Origin of the sequence: Agrobacterium sp. Ap1 (assembly GCF_017313375.1) — a bacterium.
GTDB lineage: Bacteria > Pseudomonadota > Alphaproteobacteria > Rhizobiales > Rhizobiaceae > Neorhizobium > Neorhizobium cellulosilyticum.
In genome coordinates, this window is record NZ_JAFLMY010000002.1 from 255,285 (window position 1) to 272,409 (window position 17,125).

16 protein-coding genes are annotated in these 17,125 nt (G+C 59.6%); 11 read left to right on the top strand and 5 right to left on the bottom strand.

The genetic code is table 11. The annotated features are described in order from the left end of the window. Positions 1 to 29 precede the first annotated feature (29 nt). Positions 30 to 320: an addiction module antidote protein gene (locus JZX87_RS04585; RefSeq protein WP_502711293.1), complete on the bottom strand. Its 291-nt coding sequence runs from the start codon at positions 318 to 320 to the stop codon at positions 30 to 32. Positions 321 to 748: 428 nt separating this feature from the next. Here JZX87_RS04585 and JZX87_RS04590 point away from each other — a divergent pair, with 428 nt between their 5' ends. From JZX87_RS04590 to JZX87_RS04625, 8 genes are all read left to right on the top strand, one after another. Beyond that, positions 749 to 1,300 carry a LemA family protein gene (locus tag JZX87_RS04590; RefSeq protein WP_206824164.1) on the top strand — a complete coding sequence of 184 codons (552 nt, stop codon included), beginning with the start codon at positions 749 to 751 and terminating at the stop codon, positions 1,298 to 1,300. Between the two features lie 14 nt (positions 1,301 to 1,314). After that, the gene (locus tag JZX87_RS04595) at positions 1,315 to 3,234 is read left to right on the top strand and encodes a DUF2207 domain-containing protein (RefSeq protein WP_206824167.1); all 1,920 of its coding nucleotides are present in this window, start codon (positions 1,315 to 1,317) and stop codon (positions 3,232 to 3,234) included. Between the two features lie 64 nt (positions 3,235 to 3,298). After that, positions 3,299 to 3,517 carry an antitoxin MazE family protein gene (locus JZX87_RS04600; protein WP_148142872.1) on the top strand — a complete coding sequence of 73 codons (219 nt, stop codon included), beginning with the start codon at positions 3,299 to 3,301 and terminating at the stop codon, positions 3,515 to 3,517. 2 nt (positions 3,518 to 3,519) lie between these two features. Then, complete coding sequence (locus tag JZX87_RS04605; RefSeq protein WP_148142871.1) at positions 3,520 to 3,843, top strand: type II toxin-antitoxin system PemK/MazF family toxin; 324 nt, start codon at positions 3,520 to 3,522, stop codon at positions 3,841 to 3,843. A gap of 110 nt (positions 3,844 to 3,953) precedes the next feature. Beyond that, complete coding sequence (gene glyS / locus JZX87_RS04610; protein ID WP_206824169.1) at positions 3,954 to 6,302, top strand: glycine--tRNA ligase subunit beta; 2,349 nt, start codon at positions 3,954 to 3,956, stop codon at positions 6,300 to 6,302. 121 nt (positions 6,303 to 6,423) lie between these two features. Continuing rightward, positions 6,424 to 6,675 carry a type II toxin-antitoxin system ParD family antitoxin gene (locus tag JZX87_RS04615; RefSeq protein WP_206824171.1) on the top strand — a complete coding sequence of 84 codons (252 nt, stop codon included), beginning with the start codon at positions 6,424 to 6,426 and terminating at the stop codon, positions 6,673 to 6,675. Beyond that, positions 6,668 to 6,973: a type II toxin-antitoxin system RelE/ParE family toxin gene (locus JZX87_RS31745; protein ID WP_206824172.1), complete on the top strand. Its 306-nt coding sequence runs from the start codon at positions 6,668 to 6,670 to the stop codon at positions 6,971 to 6,973. Before JZX87_RS04615 ends, JZX87_RS31745 begins: the two co-directional genes overlap by 8 nt. Then, positions 6,970 to 7,464, top strand: coding sequence for a 2-thiouracil desulfurase family protein (locus JZX87_RS04625; RefSeq protein ID WP_206824176.1), 495 nt, complete (start codon positions 6,970 to 6,972; stop codon positions 7,462 to 7,464). Before JZX87_RS31745 ends, JZX87_RS04625 begins: the two co-directional genes overlap by 4 nt. A 153-nt stretch (positions 7,465 to 7,617) precedes the next feature. Here JZX87_RS04625 and JZX87_RS04630 read toward each other — a convergent pair whose 3' ends face one another. The 4 genes from JZX87_RS04630 to JZX87_RS04645 form a co-directional block, all read right to left on the bottom strand. After that, positions 7,618 to 9,450: a methyl-accepting chemotaxis protein gene (locus tag JZX87_RS04630; protein ID WP_148142866.1), complete on the bottom strand. Its 1,833-nt coding sequence runs from the start codon at positions 9,448 to 9,450 to the stop codon at positions 7,618 to 7,620. A 279-nt stretch (positions 9,451 to 9,729) separates the two neighbouring features. Next, on the bottom strand, positions 9,730 to 10,206 hold the full coding sequence (locus JZX87_RS04635) for a plant virulence effector HPE1-like domain-containing protein (protein WP_206824177.1): 477 nt from the start codon (positions 10,204 to 10,206) through the stop codon (positions 9,730 to 9,732). A 126-nt stretch (positions 10,207 to 10,332) separates the two neighbouring features. Continuing rightward, on the bottom strand, positions 10,333 to 11,604 hold the full coding sequence (gene purD, locus JZX87_RS04640) for a phosphoribosylamine--glycine ligase (protein WP_206824179.1): 1,272 nt from the start codon (positions 11,602 to 11,604) through the stop codon (positions 10,333 to 10,335). Between the two features lie 155 nt (positions 11,605 to 11,759). Then, positions 11,760 to 11,942, bottom strand: a complete 183-nt coding sequence (locus JZX87_RS04645; RefSeq protein WP_148142863.1) for a hypothetical protein — start codon at positions 11,940 to 11,942, stop codon at positions 11,760 to 11,762. A 227-nt stretch (positions 11,943 to 12,169) separates the two neighbouring features. Between JZX87_RS04645 and JZX87_RS04650 the strand changes: the two genes are divergently transcribed. From JZX87_RS04650 to ubiA, 3 genes are all read left to right on the top strand, one after another. Continuing rightward, positions 12,170 to 14,470 carry a Tex family protein gene (locus JZX87_RS04650; protein ID WP_206824180.1) on the top strand — a complete coding sequence of 767 codons (2,301 nt, stop codon included), beginning with the start codon at positions 12,170 to 12,172 and terminating at the stop codon, positions 14,468 to 14,470. 172 nt (positions 14,471 to 14,642) lie between these two features. Next, entirely contained in the window at positions 14,643 to 15,899 is a 1,257-nt protein-coding gene (locus tag JZX87_RS04655; RefSeq protein ID WP_148142861.1) for a cyclopropane fatty acid synthase, read from the top strand. 217 nt (positions 15,900 to 16,116) lie between these two features. Continuing rightward, on the top strand, positions 16,117 to 17,067 hold the full coding sequence (gene ubiA / locus JZX87_RS04660; protein WP_206824182.1) for a 4-hydroxybenzoate octaprenyltransferase: 951 nt from the start codon (positions 16,117 to 16,119) through the stop codon (positions 17,065 to 17,067). Positions 17,068 to 17,125 lie beyond the last annotated feature (58 nt).

Genomic DNA, 17,125 nt, shown 5'->3' on the forward strand with positions numbered 1-17,125 from the left:
TCACTCGATGCGATAGAGCGATGCCGCAGTTATGCGGCGTCGCTTTTTTCCAGCGACAGCCGGAAGCCCAGAGCCTGAACGACTTTCTGGACGGTTTCGTAGCGCAGCTTCGAGCCTGATTTGAGGGCTTTGTAAAGGCTTTCCCGTCCAAGACCCGAAAGCTCTGCGACTTGAGACATGCCGCGCGCCTTGGCGACGTGCCCCAATGCGGCGATGAAGACGTCCGGGTTTTCATCTTCCATTGCCAATTCCAGATATTCCAGCATGGCATCCGGGCTATCGAGATAGTCGGCAATTTCGAATGTGCTGATCTCGCTCATGGTCATTTCCTTCCGATTGTCGCGGCCAGCTCGAGGGCTCGGCTTATATCCCGCTTCTGCGTGGATTTATCGCCGCCGACCAGCAACAGGTAAACGGTCGGGCCGCGGCGGGTGTAGTAGATGCGGTAGCCGGGACCGTATGAACACGCATTTCGGAAACCCCGCCGCCGACCGGTTCGCAATCACCGAAATTCCCTTGCTCTGCCGATGTCAGGCGAGCGAGAATTCGCAGCCTGCCCTTTTGATCCTTGAGCGAACGCAGCCACTCGTCAAATTGCTTGGTCTTCTCGAACGTGATCATACAAATGTATCCGATTGGATACGGTTTCTCAATAGAAGCGAAAGCCGTCAAAGTTTAGTGCGGTCAGCTATTCAATAAGTGACGGATCGCGTTAGATGTATCGGCAGAAACTGGGGGTATTACCGATATGTACATCGCACTCGGCCTTATCGCGCTCGTCGCTCTCTACGTCATCGTCATCTATAACGGCCTCGTCCGCGCGCGGCAGATGGCGGAAGAGGCCTGGTCCGGCATCGATGTGCAGCTGAAGCGCCGCGCCGATCTCATCCCCAACCTGATCGAGACCGTGAAGGGCTATGCGGCGCATGAGAAGGGTACGCTCGAAGAGGTGGTGAAGCTGCGCAATCAGGCTCAGGCGGTGCCTACCGGCGATGTCGCCGGTCGTGCGCAGGCGGAAGGCCTGCTTTCCCAGGCGCTCGGCAAATTGTTCGCGCTCGCAGAAGCCTATCCGGACCTGAAAGCCAACCAGAATTTTGCCGAGCTGCAGACTTCGCTTGAGACGATCGAAAGCGAGATCCAGATGGCGCGACGTTATTACAACGGCTCGGCGCGCGACCTGAACATCAAGGTCGAGAGCTTTCCCGCCAATCTTGTCGCCGGCCCCTTCGGCTTTTCCAAGCGCGAATATTTCGAGATCGAGAACGAGGCCGATCGCGCCGTTCCCAGCGTGAAATTCTAAAGCGGAGGTCGCTGATGTTTCGGCGCCTTGTTCTCGCTCTTGTCTTGGCTCTGGCAGGTTACCTTCCGGCTGCTGCGGAGGAATACATCCGCAGCTACAATTCGGATATCCAGATCGCTGCCGATGGCGAATTGACTGTGACCGAGACGATCACCGTCAACGCCGAGGGAAACCGCATCCGCCGCGGCATATTTCGCGATTTCCCGATGACCATGGAGGATGCGAAAGGCCGCACGATCAGAGTCGGTTTCGAACCCGTCTCCGTCACCCGCGACGGCCGCCCGGAAGCCTTTCACACGGAAACCATCTCCCGTGGCATCCGCATCTATACCGGTGGCGAAAACACCTTTCTGTCTCCCGGCGTGCACACCTATGCCATCACCTACAGAACCAACCGGCAGATCCGTTATTTCGACGATCATGACGAGCTGTACTGGAACGCGACGGGAAATGGCTGGCAGTTTCGCATCGCGCAGGCCTCGGCGCGCGTGACACTGCCGGGTGGCAGGGTTACCGATACCACTGCCTTTACCGGTGCCTACCGTTCCACCGCCAGCGACGTCCGCGCAAGCGCTTCTGGCAGCCAGGCGACATTCACCACGACCCGCCCGCTGGGCAGTGAGGAAGGCCTCACCATAGTCGTCGGCTTCCCCAAGGGCATCGTTACAGCACCTTCCGCGGATCAGGAGAGTGCGTGGTGGTGGCGTGACAACCGTAACCTGTTCCTTGCCCTCGGTGGCCTCGCCGTCGTTGCGTTTTATTACTTCATGGTCTGGCGGAGAGTTGGCCGTGACCCGCAAGGCGGCGTCATCGTGCCGCGCTGGGATACACCGGCCGGCATCTCGCCGGCGCTGGTCAACTATATCGACAACAAGGGATTTTCCGGCGGCGGCTGGACGGCGTTTTCAGCCAGCCTGCTCGATCTCGCGGTCAAAGGCTATCTGACGCTCGAAGACCTCAAATCGCGGGTTGTCGTCAGGATCAGCGACAGAAAGCCGCTGAAGGATCTCCCCTCCGGACAAAAGAGCATGCTGTTCCAGATGGGCGCAGCGGGTGACACATTCGCGATCGAGAAGTCGAATGGCGAACGGGTACAAGAGATCGGCAAGGCCTTCCGGCAGGCGATCGAGAAGGAACATCGGGGCAAATATTACAGGCACAATACCGTCTATGTCGTGCTTGGCGTGCTGCTCAGCCTGATGGCCGCAGCCGCGCTGCTGATCTTCGGTGATATCGATCCGGATGATCTCGGCCTGCTGCTTCCCGCCGTCCTCTTCGGAGGCTTCTGGTCCTTCTTTGCGGTCACTGCCGGCAAGTCGCTACTGCGGAAGAAAACCATTGCCGCCCGTATCGTCGCGATCATCTCGCTTGCGATGTTCGGCCTAGTCGCCTTTTCCATCGGCGGCACCTTCATCGTCGGTGCGATTGAAAGTGTTGAGGATGGCCAGTGGCCGGTCTTTGCCGGTATCGGCGGCCTCGTCCTCATCAATGTGCTGTTTTTCTTCCTGATGGGCGCGCCGACCCCGCTGGGCCGCAAGCTGATGGATGAGATCGAAGGCCTGCGAACCTATCTGACGGTTGCCGAAAAGGACCGCATGAACATGGCCGGCGCCCCTTCCATGTCACCGCAGCATTTCGAAAAGCTGTTGCCCTATGCTGTTGCGCTCGGTGTGGAGAAGCCGTGGAGCGAGGCATTCGAGGCATGGTTGGCAACGGCGGTTGCCGCCGGTGCCGCAGCCTATAGCTCGACCTGGTATCACGGTGACGGTTTCGGCAGTTTTGGCGATCGCATCGGCGGCTTCTCGTCATCCATGTCGCAGACCATCCAGTCCACCATCCCGACCCCGAAATCCTCGTTGTCTTCCTCCGGCTTCTCGACAGGTGGCGGTTTTTCCGGCGGCGGGGGCGGCGGTGGAGGCGGTGGAGGATGGTAGCTGCTGCTTGAATTTTGCAAGCTGATCGACTACGTTACATGTAACGTGACCCTTGGAGGTGAAAATGCCCGCTTCCGTTGGCAGAAGAGTACAGAAGCATCGGGATGCCCTGAGAGCATCCGGTCTGCGTCCGGTGCAGATTTGGGTACCCGATACGCGTCAGCCGGGGTTTGCGGCGGAATGCCGCCGTCAGGCCAAAATTGCCGCCGCCGCGGATGCCGCCGATCGTGATCTCGATGCAATTCTGGATGCGACGCTTGCCGACCTTGATGACGAAGGCTGACAATGCGGCGTGGCGATCTCGTTACCGTTGCGGTCTCTGGTGATTTCGGTAAACCACGCCCGGCGTTAGTTATCCAATCGGACCTATTTGACGACACCGCCACGGTGACAGTGCTGCTTATTTCTTCCGCTCTTGTCGAGGCGCCGTTGATACGGGTGAGGGTTGAGCCTTCTTCTTTAAACGGCCTGCAGAAGACCTCCCAGATCATGATCGACAAGGCCATGTCGGTAAAGCGTGACAAGCTCGGCCTCGTTATCGGCCGCCTCGAAGACGAAACGCTGCTTGCCGTCACCAGATCGCTTGCGGTGTTTCTCGGCCTGGTCTGAGCTTTACCGGCGGCCTAGCCGCCACTTTCCCAATCAGACCTGATGACTTTTGCGGATGGGCTTGCTAAGCCCGCCACGTCATTATTTTTAAGCGCAAAGACTTGAGCCCCATGCCCGACCTGCTTCTAGAACTTCGCTCCGAGGAAATTCCCGCCCGCATGCAGCGCAAGGCGGCGGGTGACCTGAAAAAGCTCGTGACCGACGCGCTAGTGGATGCAGGCCTGACCTATGAGGGTGCGCGCGAATACTGGACGCCGCGTCGCCTGACGCTCGATATTCGCGGCCTGACCGCACGCTCCGCCGATCTGCGCGAGGAGATCAAGGGGCCGTCCACCAAGGCGCCGGAACAGGCGATCGCCGGGTTCCTGCGCAAGGCCGGTCTTTCCGATATCTCTGAAGCCCAGGTCGCGACCGATCCGAAGAAGGGCGATTTCTATGTCGCCATCGTCTCCAAGGCCGGCCGCGCCGCCGAAGAGATTATTGCAGACGTGATGCCCGGCATCATTCGCTCCTTCCCTTGGCCGAAATCGATGCGCTCCGGTTTCGCCTCCATGCCAAAGGGTTCGAGCTATGGCGGCGTCGAGGGCAAGGGTTCGGAAAGCCTGCGCTGGGTACGCCCGCTGCAGTCGATCATCTGCACATTCGGCTCCGAGCATGACGAGACAAAAGTCATCCCGTTCGAGATCGACGGTATCGTGGCCGGCAATGTGACCTATGGCCACCGTTTCCACGCGCCGGAAGCAATTACCGTTCGCCGCTTCGATGATTATGTGGCGAGCCTCGAAAAGGCGAAGGTCATGCTCGATGCCGACCGTCGCAAGGACATGATCCTGCACGATGCCCGTGATCTCGCATTCGCAAGTGGCCTCGATCTGGTCGAGGACGAAGGCCTGCTCGAAGAGGTTTCCGGTCTGGTCGAATGGCCGCATGTGCTGATGGGCACGTTCGAGAAGGACTATCTCGAAATCCCGGCCGAAATCATCCGCCTGACGATCAAGACCAACCAGAAATGCTTCGTAACTCGTCCGCAGGGCGCGGAAGAGGGGCTTTCGAACCATTTCATCCTGATCTCGAATATCGATGCCAAGGACGGCGGCAAGGAAATCATTCACGGCAACGGCAAGGTCGTGCGCGCCCGCCTGTCGGATGCCAAGCATTTCTGGACCCGCGACCAGGGCGATATCCCGGATCTCGGCACGCTGGTGGACTCGGCGAAAAAATTCGATCTCGACCTGAAGAAGCCGCTCGACCAGCGCATGGCCAAGCTCGATGCGCTGAACGTAACGTTCCACGCCAAGCTCGGCACGCAGGGTGAACGCGTTGCCCGCATCCGCGCGCTTGCCAAGGAACTTGCCCCGATCGTCGGTGCTGATCCGATCCTCGTCGATCGTGCGGCTGTGCTCGCCAAGGCTGACCTTCGCACCGAAGCCGTTGGCGAATTCCCCGAACTGCAGGGCCTGATGGGCCGCCGTTATGCCGGTCTGCAGGGCGAAAACGAATCCGTCGCGATCGCCATCGAAGATCACTACAAGCCGCAAGGCCCGTCCGACCGTGTGCCGAAGGACAAGGTGGCAATCACCGTCGCGCTCGCCGACAAGCTCGATACGCTTACCGGCTTCTGGGCCATCGATGAAAAGCCGACGGGCTCGAAGGATCCCTATGCATTGCGCCGTGCGGCGCTCGGTGTCGTGCGCATTCTGCTGGAGCGGAGTGTCGAGTTGCCGCTAGCAAGCCAGGATTTGGTTGAGCACGTCGTTGCAAGATTCCATCGTGCCCTTCTCGCAAAGGCAAACGCAGAAGCAGCACCGCATTTCATGAAGCGCGAACAGCAACGATCGGACGAAGACAGCATAGATCCCCCGTTGAGATCGCATGAGGCCGATATGGCAGAAATTGCTGATATTGAGGCCTCTGTTCCCGGGGTTGGACTGGACGTTGTTGCCGACCTTCTGTCCTTCTTCCATGACCGCTTGAAAGTCTATCTGCGCGATATGGGCGCCCGTCACGAAATCATCGACTCGGTGCTGACGCCTGAGACCGATGATCTCCTGCTCGCAGCCCGTCGGGCAGAAGCGCTGACCTCCTTCATCTCCTCCGAAGACGGCCACAACCTGCTGGCTGGCACCAAGCGCGCCACGCAGCTGCTTGCCGCCGAAGAGAAGAAGGGCACCGTTATTGCCGAGGGCGTTTCCGACGAACTCCTGAAGCTCGATGCCGAAAAGGCGCTTTGGGCTGCGGTCCAGGTGGCCTCGAAGGAAGCCTCCGAAGCGGTATCGAAGAAAGAATACCGCTCCGCCATGGAAGCCCTGTCGCAGCTGCGCGCACCGGTCGACAAATTCTTCGAGGATGTTCTGGTCAACGACGAGGACACCGCCATCCGCGCCAACCGCCTGGCCCTCCTGAAAGCCATCCGCGAGGCGACCGGCACGGTTGCGGATTTCTCCAAGATCAGCGGGTAAGGCGCGGCTCTGCAAAAGCAGACGCAATCCATCCGAACTTTCAAAAGCCCCGCTAATCCGGGGCTTTTTTCTGCGCTGCGCTCCGTGTTAAACTGAGTGTGGATTTCTCCAGGAGCCTTCGATGAACAAGCCCGTGCAAGTGACCGTCAGCGATCAGGCCGCAAGCTTCGTGTCGCGCGAGTTGGAAAGCGGACGTTTCGATACCGTTGATGAGGTTATCGAGGCGGGTCTTCGCCTGCTCGAGGAAGAGCAGATGAAGATCGAGAGGCTGCGCGAGCTTTTGATCGAAGGAGAGAATAGCGGAGACACGGTGCCTTTCGATCCTGAAGCTCTGATGGCATCCGTTCGCGAGTCCTGGCAAAAACGTGGTTGAGGTCCGGCTACGCCCAAGTGCGGAAAAGGACTTTGTCGATATCGGCACATATACGCGTGAGGAGTGGTCCGAAGCGCAGGCGCAGAGCTATTTGCAAAAGTTGTTACAGACTATACGGCAGATCGGCGAGTGGCCTTTGGCTGGGCGAAAGCTGCGCGAGGTTCGAGCCGGTTACCATTGCCGGCGATCAGGTTCACACCTCATCTTCTACATCGTAAGGCTGGACGGGCAGGTCGAAATCGTTCGTATCCTCCACGAAAAGGTCGATATCCGCCGCCATCTCGACGAACAGCAATGACAGTCTCCAAAATCCTCATCAGCGCCTGCCTTCTCGGCCATGCCGTCCGTTATGACGGCAAGGGAAAGCCGCTTCACCATCCAGCGATCGATCGGTGGCGGGAGGAGGGGAGGCTGGTGACGATCTGCCCGGAGCTGGCTGGCGGCATGAGCGTGCCGCGGCCGCCTGCCGAGATCGAGAAGGGCATGACCGGGGCCGATGTGCTTGAGGGGCGGGCGCGGGTTATGGAGATCACCGGCGGTGATGTGACAGAGGCCTTCGTCGCGGGTGCCCGTCACGCTCTGGAATTTGCGCAGGCGCATGGCTGCACTCATGCGCTGCTGATCGACGGCAGTCCATCCTGCGGCTCGGGCTTTATCTATGACGGATCGTTCGAGGGGCTCAGACATGCAGGAAACGGCGTGACGGCGGCGCTTCTGGAGCAGGCAGGTATTGTTGTGCGTTCCGATCGCCAGGTGGAGGAACTGGTGGAGCTGTTGGCAAAAGCCTGACGCCGCCCATTCGCAGTTATCGCACTGATCCCGAAACGGTCCTGAAAAAGAGAAAGCCGCCGGACCATATGTCCTGACGGCTTTCATCCCCGCGTCCCCCGCGTAACTTGGTGAGGACTCCGCCCGACTAGGGCGGAACCTCGATAGTGTAAATTAGCTTGCCATGCGCATCTGGCCGGCCATGTCGCGCAGGCTGTCGGCGTGTTTCGAACCGCTGACGCGGAAGCCTCGGATCAGGTTCAGGAGGTCCTCGGTATCGACTGCGAGCGCTTCCGCAGAGGCCGTGGTCTCTTCCGCCATGGCGGCGTTCTGCTGGGTTGCCTGGTCGAGATGGTTGAGCGACGAGGAGATCGAACGCAGTGTCGAATCCTGCTCTGCGGCGGAATCGGCGATCTTGCTGACGATGTCGCTTGCCGCCTTTACCTGGCTCGAAATTCGCTTGAGCGCTTCGCCGGCCTCGCCCACCAGGCGAACACCATTTTCCACCTGATGCGAGGAATGCGAGATCTGGTCCTTGATCTCCTTGGCGGCGGCTGCCGAACGCTGGGCGAGTTCACGCACTTCCTGGGCGACAACGGCAAAGCCCTTGCCGCTTTCGCCGGCACGCGCAGCCTCGACGCCGGCATTGAGCGCCAGAAGGTTTGTCTGGAAGGCGATCTCGTCGATCACGCCGATGATCTTGGAAATCTCACCGGAGGACTGTTCGATGCCGCTCATCGCCTCGATCGCTTCGGCGACCACGGCATCGCTGCGGTTCGCTTCGCCGCTGACCGTGACGACCCGCTGGGCCGCCTCGCGAGCGCCGTCAGCGGTCTGCTTGACGGCAACCGTCAGTTCGTCGAGAGCCGCCGAAGTTTCTTCCAGGCTTGCCGCCTGGCGCTCGGTGCGCTGCGACAGCTCGTTGGAAGCGCGACGGATTTCCTCCTTCGAGCCGCCGATATCGATGCCCTTGGCATTGACCTTGGACATGGCAGCTTCGAGATGGCCGAGCGCCTCGTTGAAGTTGTCGCGCAGGCCGGCATAGCGACTGCCGAGATCGCCGCAGCGAACCGTGAGGTCGCCCTTGGCGAGGTTTTCGAGAGCGGAGCCAATCGTGGAGACGACGCGGGCCTGCAATTTGGCCTCGTCGCGCTGCATGTCGAGGTTCTGCTGGCGCTCGCCGTCGAGTTCCTCCTGTTGGCGCTGCTGGCGTTCTTCCATCGCATGGCGCTCGCGCACCTTCTGCTGCAGGGCTTCGGTGGCGCGGGCCATCAGGCCCACTTCGTTCGTCATGCCCGTGTGCGGGATCTTGAGATTGACATCCTCGTCGGCAACGGCGTTCAGCGCGTTGCGGATATCGCTGAGCGGTCCGGAAATGTTGCGGATGACAATCAGTGCAAGGATGGCGGCAAGCACAAGGATACCGGCTCCGATGCCGACGGCCTTCATGATGTCCGAGCGGACCTGGGCTTCGAGGTCATCGACATAGACGCCGGTAACGAGAACCAACTGCCAGGGTTCGAAAGCGAGCGCATAGGAGCTCTTGCGGAAATCCTCGCCCTGTTCGCCGGGCTTGGGCCCAAGGAAGTCTGCAGTGCCGCCGCCGGCACGGGCGAGCTTGACCAACTCGTCGCGATACATGAAGCCCTGGCTGTCGGGCTTGCCCTTGAAATTCTGGCCGAGACGCTTGGGGTCTGGATGCAGGCGCATCGTCACGTCATAGTCATAGGCATAGAGATAACCGTCCGGCTTGAAGGTCATGGCGGAGACAGCTGCGAAGGCCTGTTTCTGGGCGTCCTCGCGCGTCAGCTCGCCGGCCGCTTCACGCTCCTGGAATTTCTTCAGAATGCCGATGCCGGATTCCACTTGGCTGCGCAGCATTCCGTAACGCTCTGCATAGATCGCGCTGGTGGATGCGCGCAGTTCGAAATAGGTACCGACCGCGAAGGCGACCATTAATGTCAGCACGAGCAGGACGAGCTGATGGGAGATCTTCAGGTTCTTCATGGAATCCTCGCGACCATACCGACCGCCATTGTCCGGCAGCCGAATAAACTTCAAGTGTTGGGAAGGAGCGCATCCTGCGCAAAATTCGTGCTGCATCGCACAAGGCTAAAAATGCCCTGTATCTTTGAATAAAAATTTAAGTTTTTGGCGGATGGCTGATGATAACGGATATATTATCGAACGTTATCGCGAATTTTCAGCCCGATAGGGAATTTAACAAGTCAGGGTAGAAGTATTAGGAATAATGTATCTTGCTGATGGCGAAATAAGCAGCTCTCGTTATTCACTCAACCTAAGTGGAGTGTCTTTTATCTTCTGCTCGCTGAGGGTGCTTTTCTCCACGGCGCCTGTCTTTGACTCAAGGTCGATCGGGTCAGCTTGATGGCTCGCGGTCTGGACCTCTGTCTGGACATATCTGCCGCTCGTGGTCGCAATCACAGCCTGCATCTGATCGATGTTCATCCAGTCCGGTACCTTGCTGATATGGACGACCGGCGAGCCGCCCATCCAAGCATCGGTACGTACGATCTTCTTCTGGCCGTCGATCTCCATAAGCGAGACCGATTGGATGCTGCCTTTCAGCTCGGGAACCTTGTAGTTACTGTCTTCGGCCTTCTTAAGAGGAGGGCAGGTTTCGCAAGTCAAGCTCAGCATGCTTGGGGTCGTTCCCTGCGTATTGCCCGGAAATGGCATGACAGACTGCGCCTGGGCAGTACCGGCGAAAAGCACGAAGGCTGTGAGGGCCAGATGGCGCATGATGCAAATCCTCTCTTTGCATCATGCTTAGTTCATCAGTGGTTTCGATCCCGTCAGGAGAACCGGTAAATAACGGCTTAAACTGTAACGATCGGCCGCATCACCAGAAGGCATGCGGCCAAGCTGTCAGGAATTCTCGCGCGCGGCCGCACGCCAGCCGATATCGCGGCGGCAGAAACCGTTTTCCCAGGTGATGCCTTCTACGAGCGAATAGGCCCCGGCCTGTGCCTCGCGGACATTATGGCCGATCGCCGTAACGTTCAGCACCCGGCCGCCGGTCGCTACCAGCTGTCCGTCCTTGATCGCCGTGCCGGCGTGGAAGATCTTCTCGCCCCTTGCTGTTGCCGGCAATTTGGCGATCGGCGTGTTCTTGTCATAGGCAGCGGGATAACCCTTGGATGCCATGACGACGCTCAGCGCCACATCGTCGCTCCACAGCGCCTCGACCTGATTGAGGGTGCCGGTTGCGGCGGCATAGAGCAGTTCGAGAAGATCGCTCTTCAGCCGCATCATCAGCACCTGGCATTCCGGGTCGCCGAAGCGGACATTGTATTCGATCAGTTCCGGACCTTTCTGGGTGATCATCAGGCCGGCAAAGAACACGCCGGTAAACGGATGGCCGCTTTCCGCCATGCCGCGGATGGTCGGCTCGATAATTTCCTTCATCGTCCGCTCGACCATTTCGGGCGTCATCACCGGGGCAGGGGAATAGGCGCCCATGCCGCCCGTATTCGGCCCGGTATCGCCGTCGCCGACGCGCTTGTGGTCCTGCGCTGTTGCCAGCGCCAGCGCCGTCTTGCCGTCGGAAAGGCAGAAGAAGCTCGCCTCTTCGCCATCGAGATAGGCCTCGACCACGACTTCCGCACCGGCTGCCCCGAAGGCGCCGTCGAAGCAGTCGTCGATTGCGGCAAGCGCCTCCTCCACCGTCATCGCAACCGTGACGCCCTTGCCGGCGGCAAGTCCGTCTGCCTTGACCACGATCGGCGCGCCCTGCTCAGTCACATAGGCCTTTGCTTCTTCACCATTGGTGAAGCGGCGGTAGGCTCCGGTCGGGATATCGTAGCGGGCGCAGATATCCTTGGTGAAACCCTTGGAGCCTTCGAGCTGGGCTGCCGCGGCCGATGGTCCAAAGACGACGATGTTCTTGGAACGCAGCACGTCGGCGATACCGGCCACCAGCGGACCTTCCGGACCGACCACGACGAAGTCGATACCATTGGTCAGGCAGAATTCGGCAACTGCGCCATGATCATCGACGTCAAGGGAAGCGATCTGGGCATGTTCCGCGATACCGGGATTGCCCGGAGCGGCATAAAGGGCAGTCAGTTTGGGAGACTGTGCGAGCTTCCACGCCAGTGCATGTTCGCGGCCGCCTGAGCCGATCAGCAGAACCTTCATAAACCGCCCTCATGGTTGTTTCACTGGGGCGGTTAAGGCCCGTTGCCGCAAAGGTCAAGGGTCTGCGGCCGATATGCACCCGGTTGGCGGCCGGCCCCACAGGGATAACAGGGTCGGCACCGCCTTGATGATATGTTTCTAGAGCGTGCATGCTCCTACCGGCGCAACGCCAGTGTCGTTTCGAAAATCAGTCGATTTCTATAGGCGAGGAAGGGAACCGGTTCGTCTCTTTTGGCCGCATCTTTTATCTTTTCGCTCAGGTAGATGATGGCGGCCTCCAGCTCTTCGGAGCCCACCGCCTCATCACGGGCGAGTTGGGTGGCGATTCTTCTGGGCATTCATACCTCCATGCGTACCGCATCATGCGGCGTCGCTAACTATAGGTGGCGCGACGAATGCGAGAAGATGTCACGTCTTTATCCACCGGGTGACGGTTATCGATTTGTGAATGCCGGTCCGTTTTGGCACAGGCTGCTTCATCATCCTGTGAGCGCAGGGAAAGGCAGTGTTGTCTTGCCGCAAAGTTTGACTATGGTCACGCCTCCCGATCTAGACGAGGACTTCCATGGCCGCCGACATCCAAAAACTCAGCCTTGCGATTGCCGCAGAAATCAACGCGTGCCCGGATCAGGCGAAGGCGGCGATCGGTCTGCTGGATGAAGGCGCGACGGTTCCCTTCATCGCGCGCTATCGTAAGGAAGTGACCGGTGGCCTCGACGATACGCAGCTTCGCAATCTCGCCGAGCGCCTCGTCTATCTGCGTGAGCTGGAAGCCCGCCGCGTCTCGATCGTCGACAGCATCAATACCCAGGGCAAGATGACCGACGAACTGGCGGCCAAGCTTGCCGGTGCCACCACCAAGGCCGAACTCGAAGACCTTTATCTTCCCTACAAGCCGAAGCGCCGCACCCGCGCCGAGATCGCCCGCGAACGTGGCCTTGGCCCGCTCGCCGAAGCCATCTGGGCCGATCGCAACGCCGACCCGGCAAAGCTTGCGCAAGACTATGTTCAGGGTGAAGTCGCCGACCTGAAGACGGCGCTCGATGGCGCGCGCGATATCGTTGCCGAAACCATCTCCGAAAATGCCGATCTTCTCGGCCGCCTGCGCCAGCATATGCGCGATGGCGCCGTTCTCCGCGCCAAGGTGGTCGATGGCAAGCAGGAGGCGGGCGCCAAGTTCGCCGACTATTTCGATCACACGGAGCGCTGGGCAACCGTGCCCGGCCACCGCGCGCTCGCCATGCTGCGCGGCTGGAATGAGGAAATGCTGACCCTGACGATCGATGTCGATGCTGACGACACATCCCCGGTCAAGCCGGCACAGCGCATCATCGCCGCTGCGTTTGAAATCCGCGGCTCTGGCAAGGGCGACCTGTGGCTTATGGAAGCTGCCGGCTGGACCTGGCGCGTCAAGCTCTCCGTTTCGCTCTCGCTCGACCTTATGCGGGAAATGCGCGAGCGCTCCGAAGAGGATGCAATTCACGTCTTCGCGCGTAATCTCAAGGACCTGCTTCTGGCCGCTCCTGCTGGTTCCCGCTCGACCATGGGCCTCGATCCGGGCATCCGCACCGGCGTCAAGGTCGCGATCGTCGATGCCACTGGCAAGCTGATCGACACCTCGACCGTCTATCCTTTCCCGCCGAAGAACGACCTGCGCGGCACGCAGGCTGAACTCGCCTCGCTGATCCGCAAGCATGATGTCGAGCTGATCGCCATCGGCAACGGTACCGGCAGCCGCGAGACGGAAAAGCTGGTGGCCGACATGCTGTCATCCCTTCCGGGGGCCAAGCCGACCAAGGTCATCGTCTCGGAAGCCGGCGCCTCGGTCTATTCCGCTTCGGAAACCGCGGCCGCCGAATTCCCCGGGCTCGACGTGTCGCTGCGCGGCGCGGTCTCCATCGCCCGCCGCCTGCAGGATCCGCTGGCCGAACTGGTCAAGATCGAACCCAAGGCGATCGGTGTCGGCCAGTACCAGCACGATGTCGATCAGGGCAAGCTCGCCCGCTCGCTTGATGCCGTCGTCGAAGATGCGGTGAATGCCGTCGGCGTCGATCTCAATATGGCGTCCGCGCCGCTGCTTGCCCGCGTTTCGGGCTTGAGTAAATCCATTGCTGAAGCGATCGTTGCTCATCGCGATTTGAATGGCGCTTTCGCAAGCCGCAAGGATCTTTTGAAGGTCGCGCGCCTTGGCAACCGCACCTTCGAACAGGCAGCGGGCTTCCTGCGCATCGTCAACGGCAAGGAGCCGCTTGATGCTTCTTCCGTCCACCCGGAAGCCTATGGAGTGGCGAAGAAGATCGTCGCCGCTTGTGGCCGTGACCTGCGCACCCTGATGGGCGACAGCGCGGCGTTGAAATCCGTTGATCCGCGGCAGTTCATCGACGAGCAGTTCGGTCTGCCGACCGTGAAGGACATCATCGCCGAACTGGAAAAGCCCGGCCGTGACCCGCGCCCGAGCTTCAAGACCGCCACCTTTGCAGACGGTGTCGACGAGATCACCGATCTCAAGCCCGGCATGCTGCTGGAAGGTACCGTGACGAACGTTGCGGCCTTCGGCGCCTTCGTCGATATCGGCGTGCATCAGGACGGTCTCGTCCACGTCTCGCAACTGGCCGACAAGTTCGTCAAGGACCCGCATGAAGTGGTCAAGGCGGGTGATGTGGTGAAGGTTCGGGTGGTCGAGGTGGACGTCAAGCGCAAGCGAATCGGCTTGACAATGCGCAAGGATGGAGGCGAAAGCGCCCCGCCGCCGCGTGGTCCGGGCAAAAATGAACGCCCCGCCAATCAAAAATTCATGAAGACCGAAAAGCCTTCTTCACAAGGCGCTTTCGGCGCAGCGCTCGCAGAAGCTTTAAAAAAGCGCTGAATTCTACAAGCTTCGATGTCATTGCTACCATTAGGTGTGCGCCGTCAAACAACCCGTTTGACGGCGTGCTGTTTCGTGTCATTTTCATGACCGGAATGTGCTTGCAGTCCGAGTAATAGACGCTAGATTTCGAAAAATAGTAAGGTTCCCTTAGTATTCAGGAGGTGGGTCCGTGAACTCGTCCCTTCACGATCTTCTTAGCAAAATCATCAAGATAGGCACTCTCACCGTCCGTGGGACGGGAGGCGAACAGCGATATGGAGGAGGGGGAGGTCGGTCGGTGGCCATCCGCTTCACCGACGAGGCATCGGAATTGGCGCTTCTGCGTGATCCGCAGTTGCAACTCGGCCAGCTCTACATGGATGGCCGTCTCCTCGTGGAAGAAGGCGACATCTATGAGTTCCTGGCCCTGATCAAGGACAACACCCTGTCCGAAGGCCTGACATTCGGCATGATCGTCCGCGGCATCGGCCGCATGATCGAGGCGCAGTTCCGTAATCGCGTTCCGATCAACCACAATCGCAAGAACGTCTCGCATCACTACGATCTCGACGAAAAGCTGTTCTCGCTGTTTCTCGACGAGGACTGGCAATATTCCTGCGCCTACTTCAACCCGCCCGGCATTTCACTGGACGAGGCGCAGATCGCCAAGAAACGCCATATCGTGGCAAAGCTTCTGGCAGAGCCCGGCCAGAAGGCGCTGGAAATCGGCTCCGGCTGGGGCGGCATGGCGATGTATCTGTCGGAAAGCTCCGGTATCGACGTGACCGGCATCACGCTGTCGACCGAGCAGCTCAAGATCTCCCGCGAACGCGCCGCCAGGCGGGGTCTCGCCAACAGCGTCCGTTTCGAGTTGCAGGACTATTATTACCTGCCGCCGACCAAGAGCTACGATCGCATCGTATCCGTCGGAATGTTCGAACATGTCGGCCGCCTGAACTACAAAAAGTTCTTCAACAAGGTGAACGATGTGCTCGCCGATGACGGCGTGATGGTGTTGCATTCGATCGGCCAGCCCTATCCGGCGATCTACAACAATCCGTGGATCGAAAAGTACATCTTCCCGGGCGGTTATATCCCGTCTCTGGCGGAAGTGCTTCCGGCGATCGAAAAGGCGGGACTGCTGGTCTCCGACGTTGAAATCCTGCCAATGCATTACGCCTATACGCTGCGCCACTGGCGCGAGCGCTTCATGGCCAACAGGGAAAAGGCGGCAGCGCTTTATGACGACCGTTTCGTCAGGATGTGGGAATTCTATCTCGCAGCGTCCGAAATGGCCTTCACCCACGAAGCCTTCCACATCTTCCAGATCCAGATCGTCAAGAAGCGCCAGGCCGTGCCTGATACGCGCGACTACATCTATGAGCGGGAAGCCGAGTTGCGGGCGTTTGAACAGAGCCGGTTGCCGCTGGACAAGATTGCGGTGTGATGGTGGCCCAGCTGGGGGCAGAAGACCCCTGCCAACCCTCCCCACAAGGGGGAGGGCTTAACCCGGCCGATCCCTCCGGTGAGAAATTGGCAAGAGGCCGCCACGGGTCTTCTCCCCCTTGTGGGGGAGATGGCCGGCAGGCCAGAGGGGACTTGAAGGTGATGATTCTTCCATCTCCTTGACCACCCCAAATCCCCGGCGCTAGAACCTCGGCATGATGACAAACGCCCCAAATGATGCCGCTCGCGTGGCCGATGCCCCTTCCGATAATTTTGTCTATCGCGTGCTGCCGCGATCGCTATGGGGATATTCCCAGCTTGCCCGCTGGGACCGCCCGATCGGCTGGCAGCTTCTGATGTGGCCGTGCTTCTGGTCCATCGCTCTTGCGGCGGACGCGGCACCCGATGGTCTGGAGCCATCGGCAGGCACGATCATCTTCTATCTTTTCCTGATGTTCATCGGCTCGGTCGCCATGCGTGGCGCGGGCTGTGCCTATAACGATCTCGTCGACCACGATATCGACATGGAAGTGGCGCGCACCCGCTCGCGCCCGCTGCCATCTGGTCGTGTGTCCCGCTTCGGTGCCAAGGTGTTCATCGTTCTGCAGGCGCTGGTCGGACTGCTTGTCCTCATTCAGTTCAACACCTTCTCGATCGTGCTCGGCATAGCCTCGCTCGCTGTCGTCGCCATCTATCCCTTTGCCAAACGTTTTACCGATTGGCCGCAGTTCTTCCTTGGGCTCGCATTCTCCTGGGGCGCGCTGATGGGCTGGGCGGCAATCTTCGGATCGCTCTCCTGGGCGCCGGTGTTTCTCTATATCGGTGCCGTTGCCTGGACGATCGGTTACGACACGATCTATGCCTATCAGGATATCGAGGATGACGAACTGATCGGTGTTCGCTCCACCGCACGGCTGTTCGGCGACAAGGCAAAACCCTGCATTGTCGGGCTCTACGGCGTCACCGTCCTGTTTCTTTTCTTGTCCTTTATCGCAGCCGGTGCCGGTTTCTTCGCCTATGTCGGGCTGATTGCTATGGTCATTATGCTCGGCTGGCAGATTCTCATTCTGGATATCCGCAATACCGCCCGGTGCCGGGACCTGTTCCTCTCCAACAATCGTGTCGGCGCAATCCTCTTTGCCGGCCTGCTTCTCTCGCTCATTTTCTGAGACAGCGATGATGCTGAACTGAAAAAGCCCGGCTTGTTGAAGCCGGGCTTTGCGCTGC

Coding starts and splice junctions, on each gene's coding strand:
- JZX87_RS04585 (WP_502711293.1), bottom strand. CDS start 320: ATGAGCGAGATCAGCACATTCGAAATTGCCGACTATCTCGATAGCCCG.
- JZX87_RS04590 (WP_206824164.1), top strand. CDS start 749: ATGTACATCGCACTCGGCCTTATCGCGCTCGTCGCTCTCTACGTCATC.
- JZX87_RS04595 (WP_206824167.1), top strand. CDS start 1,315: ATGTTTCGGCGCCTTGTTCTCGCTCTTGTCTTGGCTCTGGCAGGTTAC.
- JZX87_RS04600 (WP_148142872.1), top strand. CDS start 3,299: ATGCCCGCTTCCGTTGGCAGAAGAGTACAGAAGCATCGGGATGCCCTG.
- JZX87_RS04605 (WP_148142871.1), top strand. CDS start 3,520: ATGCGGCGTGGCGATCTCGTTACCGTTGCGGTCTCTGGTGATTTCGGT.
- glyS (WP_206824169.1), top strand. CDS start 3,954: ATGCCCGACCTGCTTCTAGAACTTCGCTCCGAGGAAATTCCCGCCCGC.
- JZX87_RS04615 (WP_206824171.1), top strand. CDS start 6,424: ATGAACAAGCCCGTGCAAGTGACCGTCAGCGATCAGGCCGCAAGCTTC.
- JZX87_RS04625 (WP_206824176.1), top strand. CDS start 6,970: ATGACAGTCTCCAAAATCCTCATCAGCGCCTGCCTTCTCGGCCATGCC.
- JZX87_RS04630 (WP_148142866.1), bottom strand. CDS start 9,450: ATGAAGAACCTGAAGATCTCCCATCAGCTCGTCCTGCTCGTGCTGACA.
- JZX87_RS04635 (WP_206824177.1), bottom strand. CDS start 10,206: ATGCGCCATCTGGCCCTCACAGCCTTCGTGCTTTTCGCCGGTACTGCC.
- purD (WP_206824179.1), bottom strand. CDS start 11,604: ATGAAGGTTCTGCTGATCGGCTCAGGCGGCCGCGAACATGCACTGGCG.
- JZX87_RS04645 (WP_148142863.1), bottom strand. CDS start 11,942: ATGCCCAGAAGAATCGCCACCCAACTCGCCCGTGATGAGGCGGTGGGC.
- JZX87_RS04650 (WP_206824180.1), top strand. CDS start 12,170: ATGGCCGCCGACATCCAAAAACTCAGCCTTGCGATTGCCGCAGAAATC.
- ubiA (WP_206824182.1), top strand. CDS start 16,117: ATGACAAACGCCCCAAATGATGCCGCTCGCGTGGCCGATGCCCCTTCC.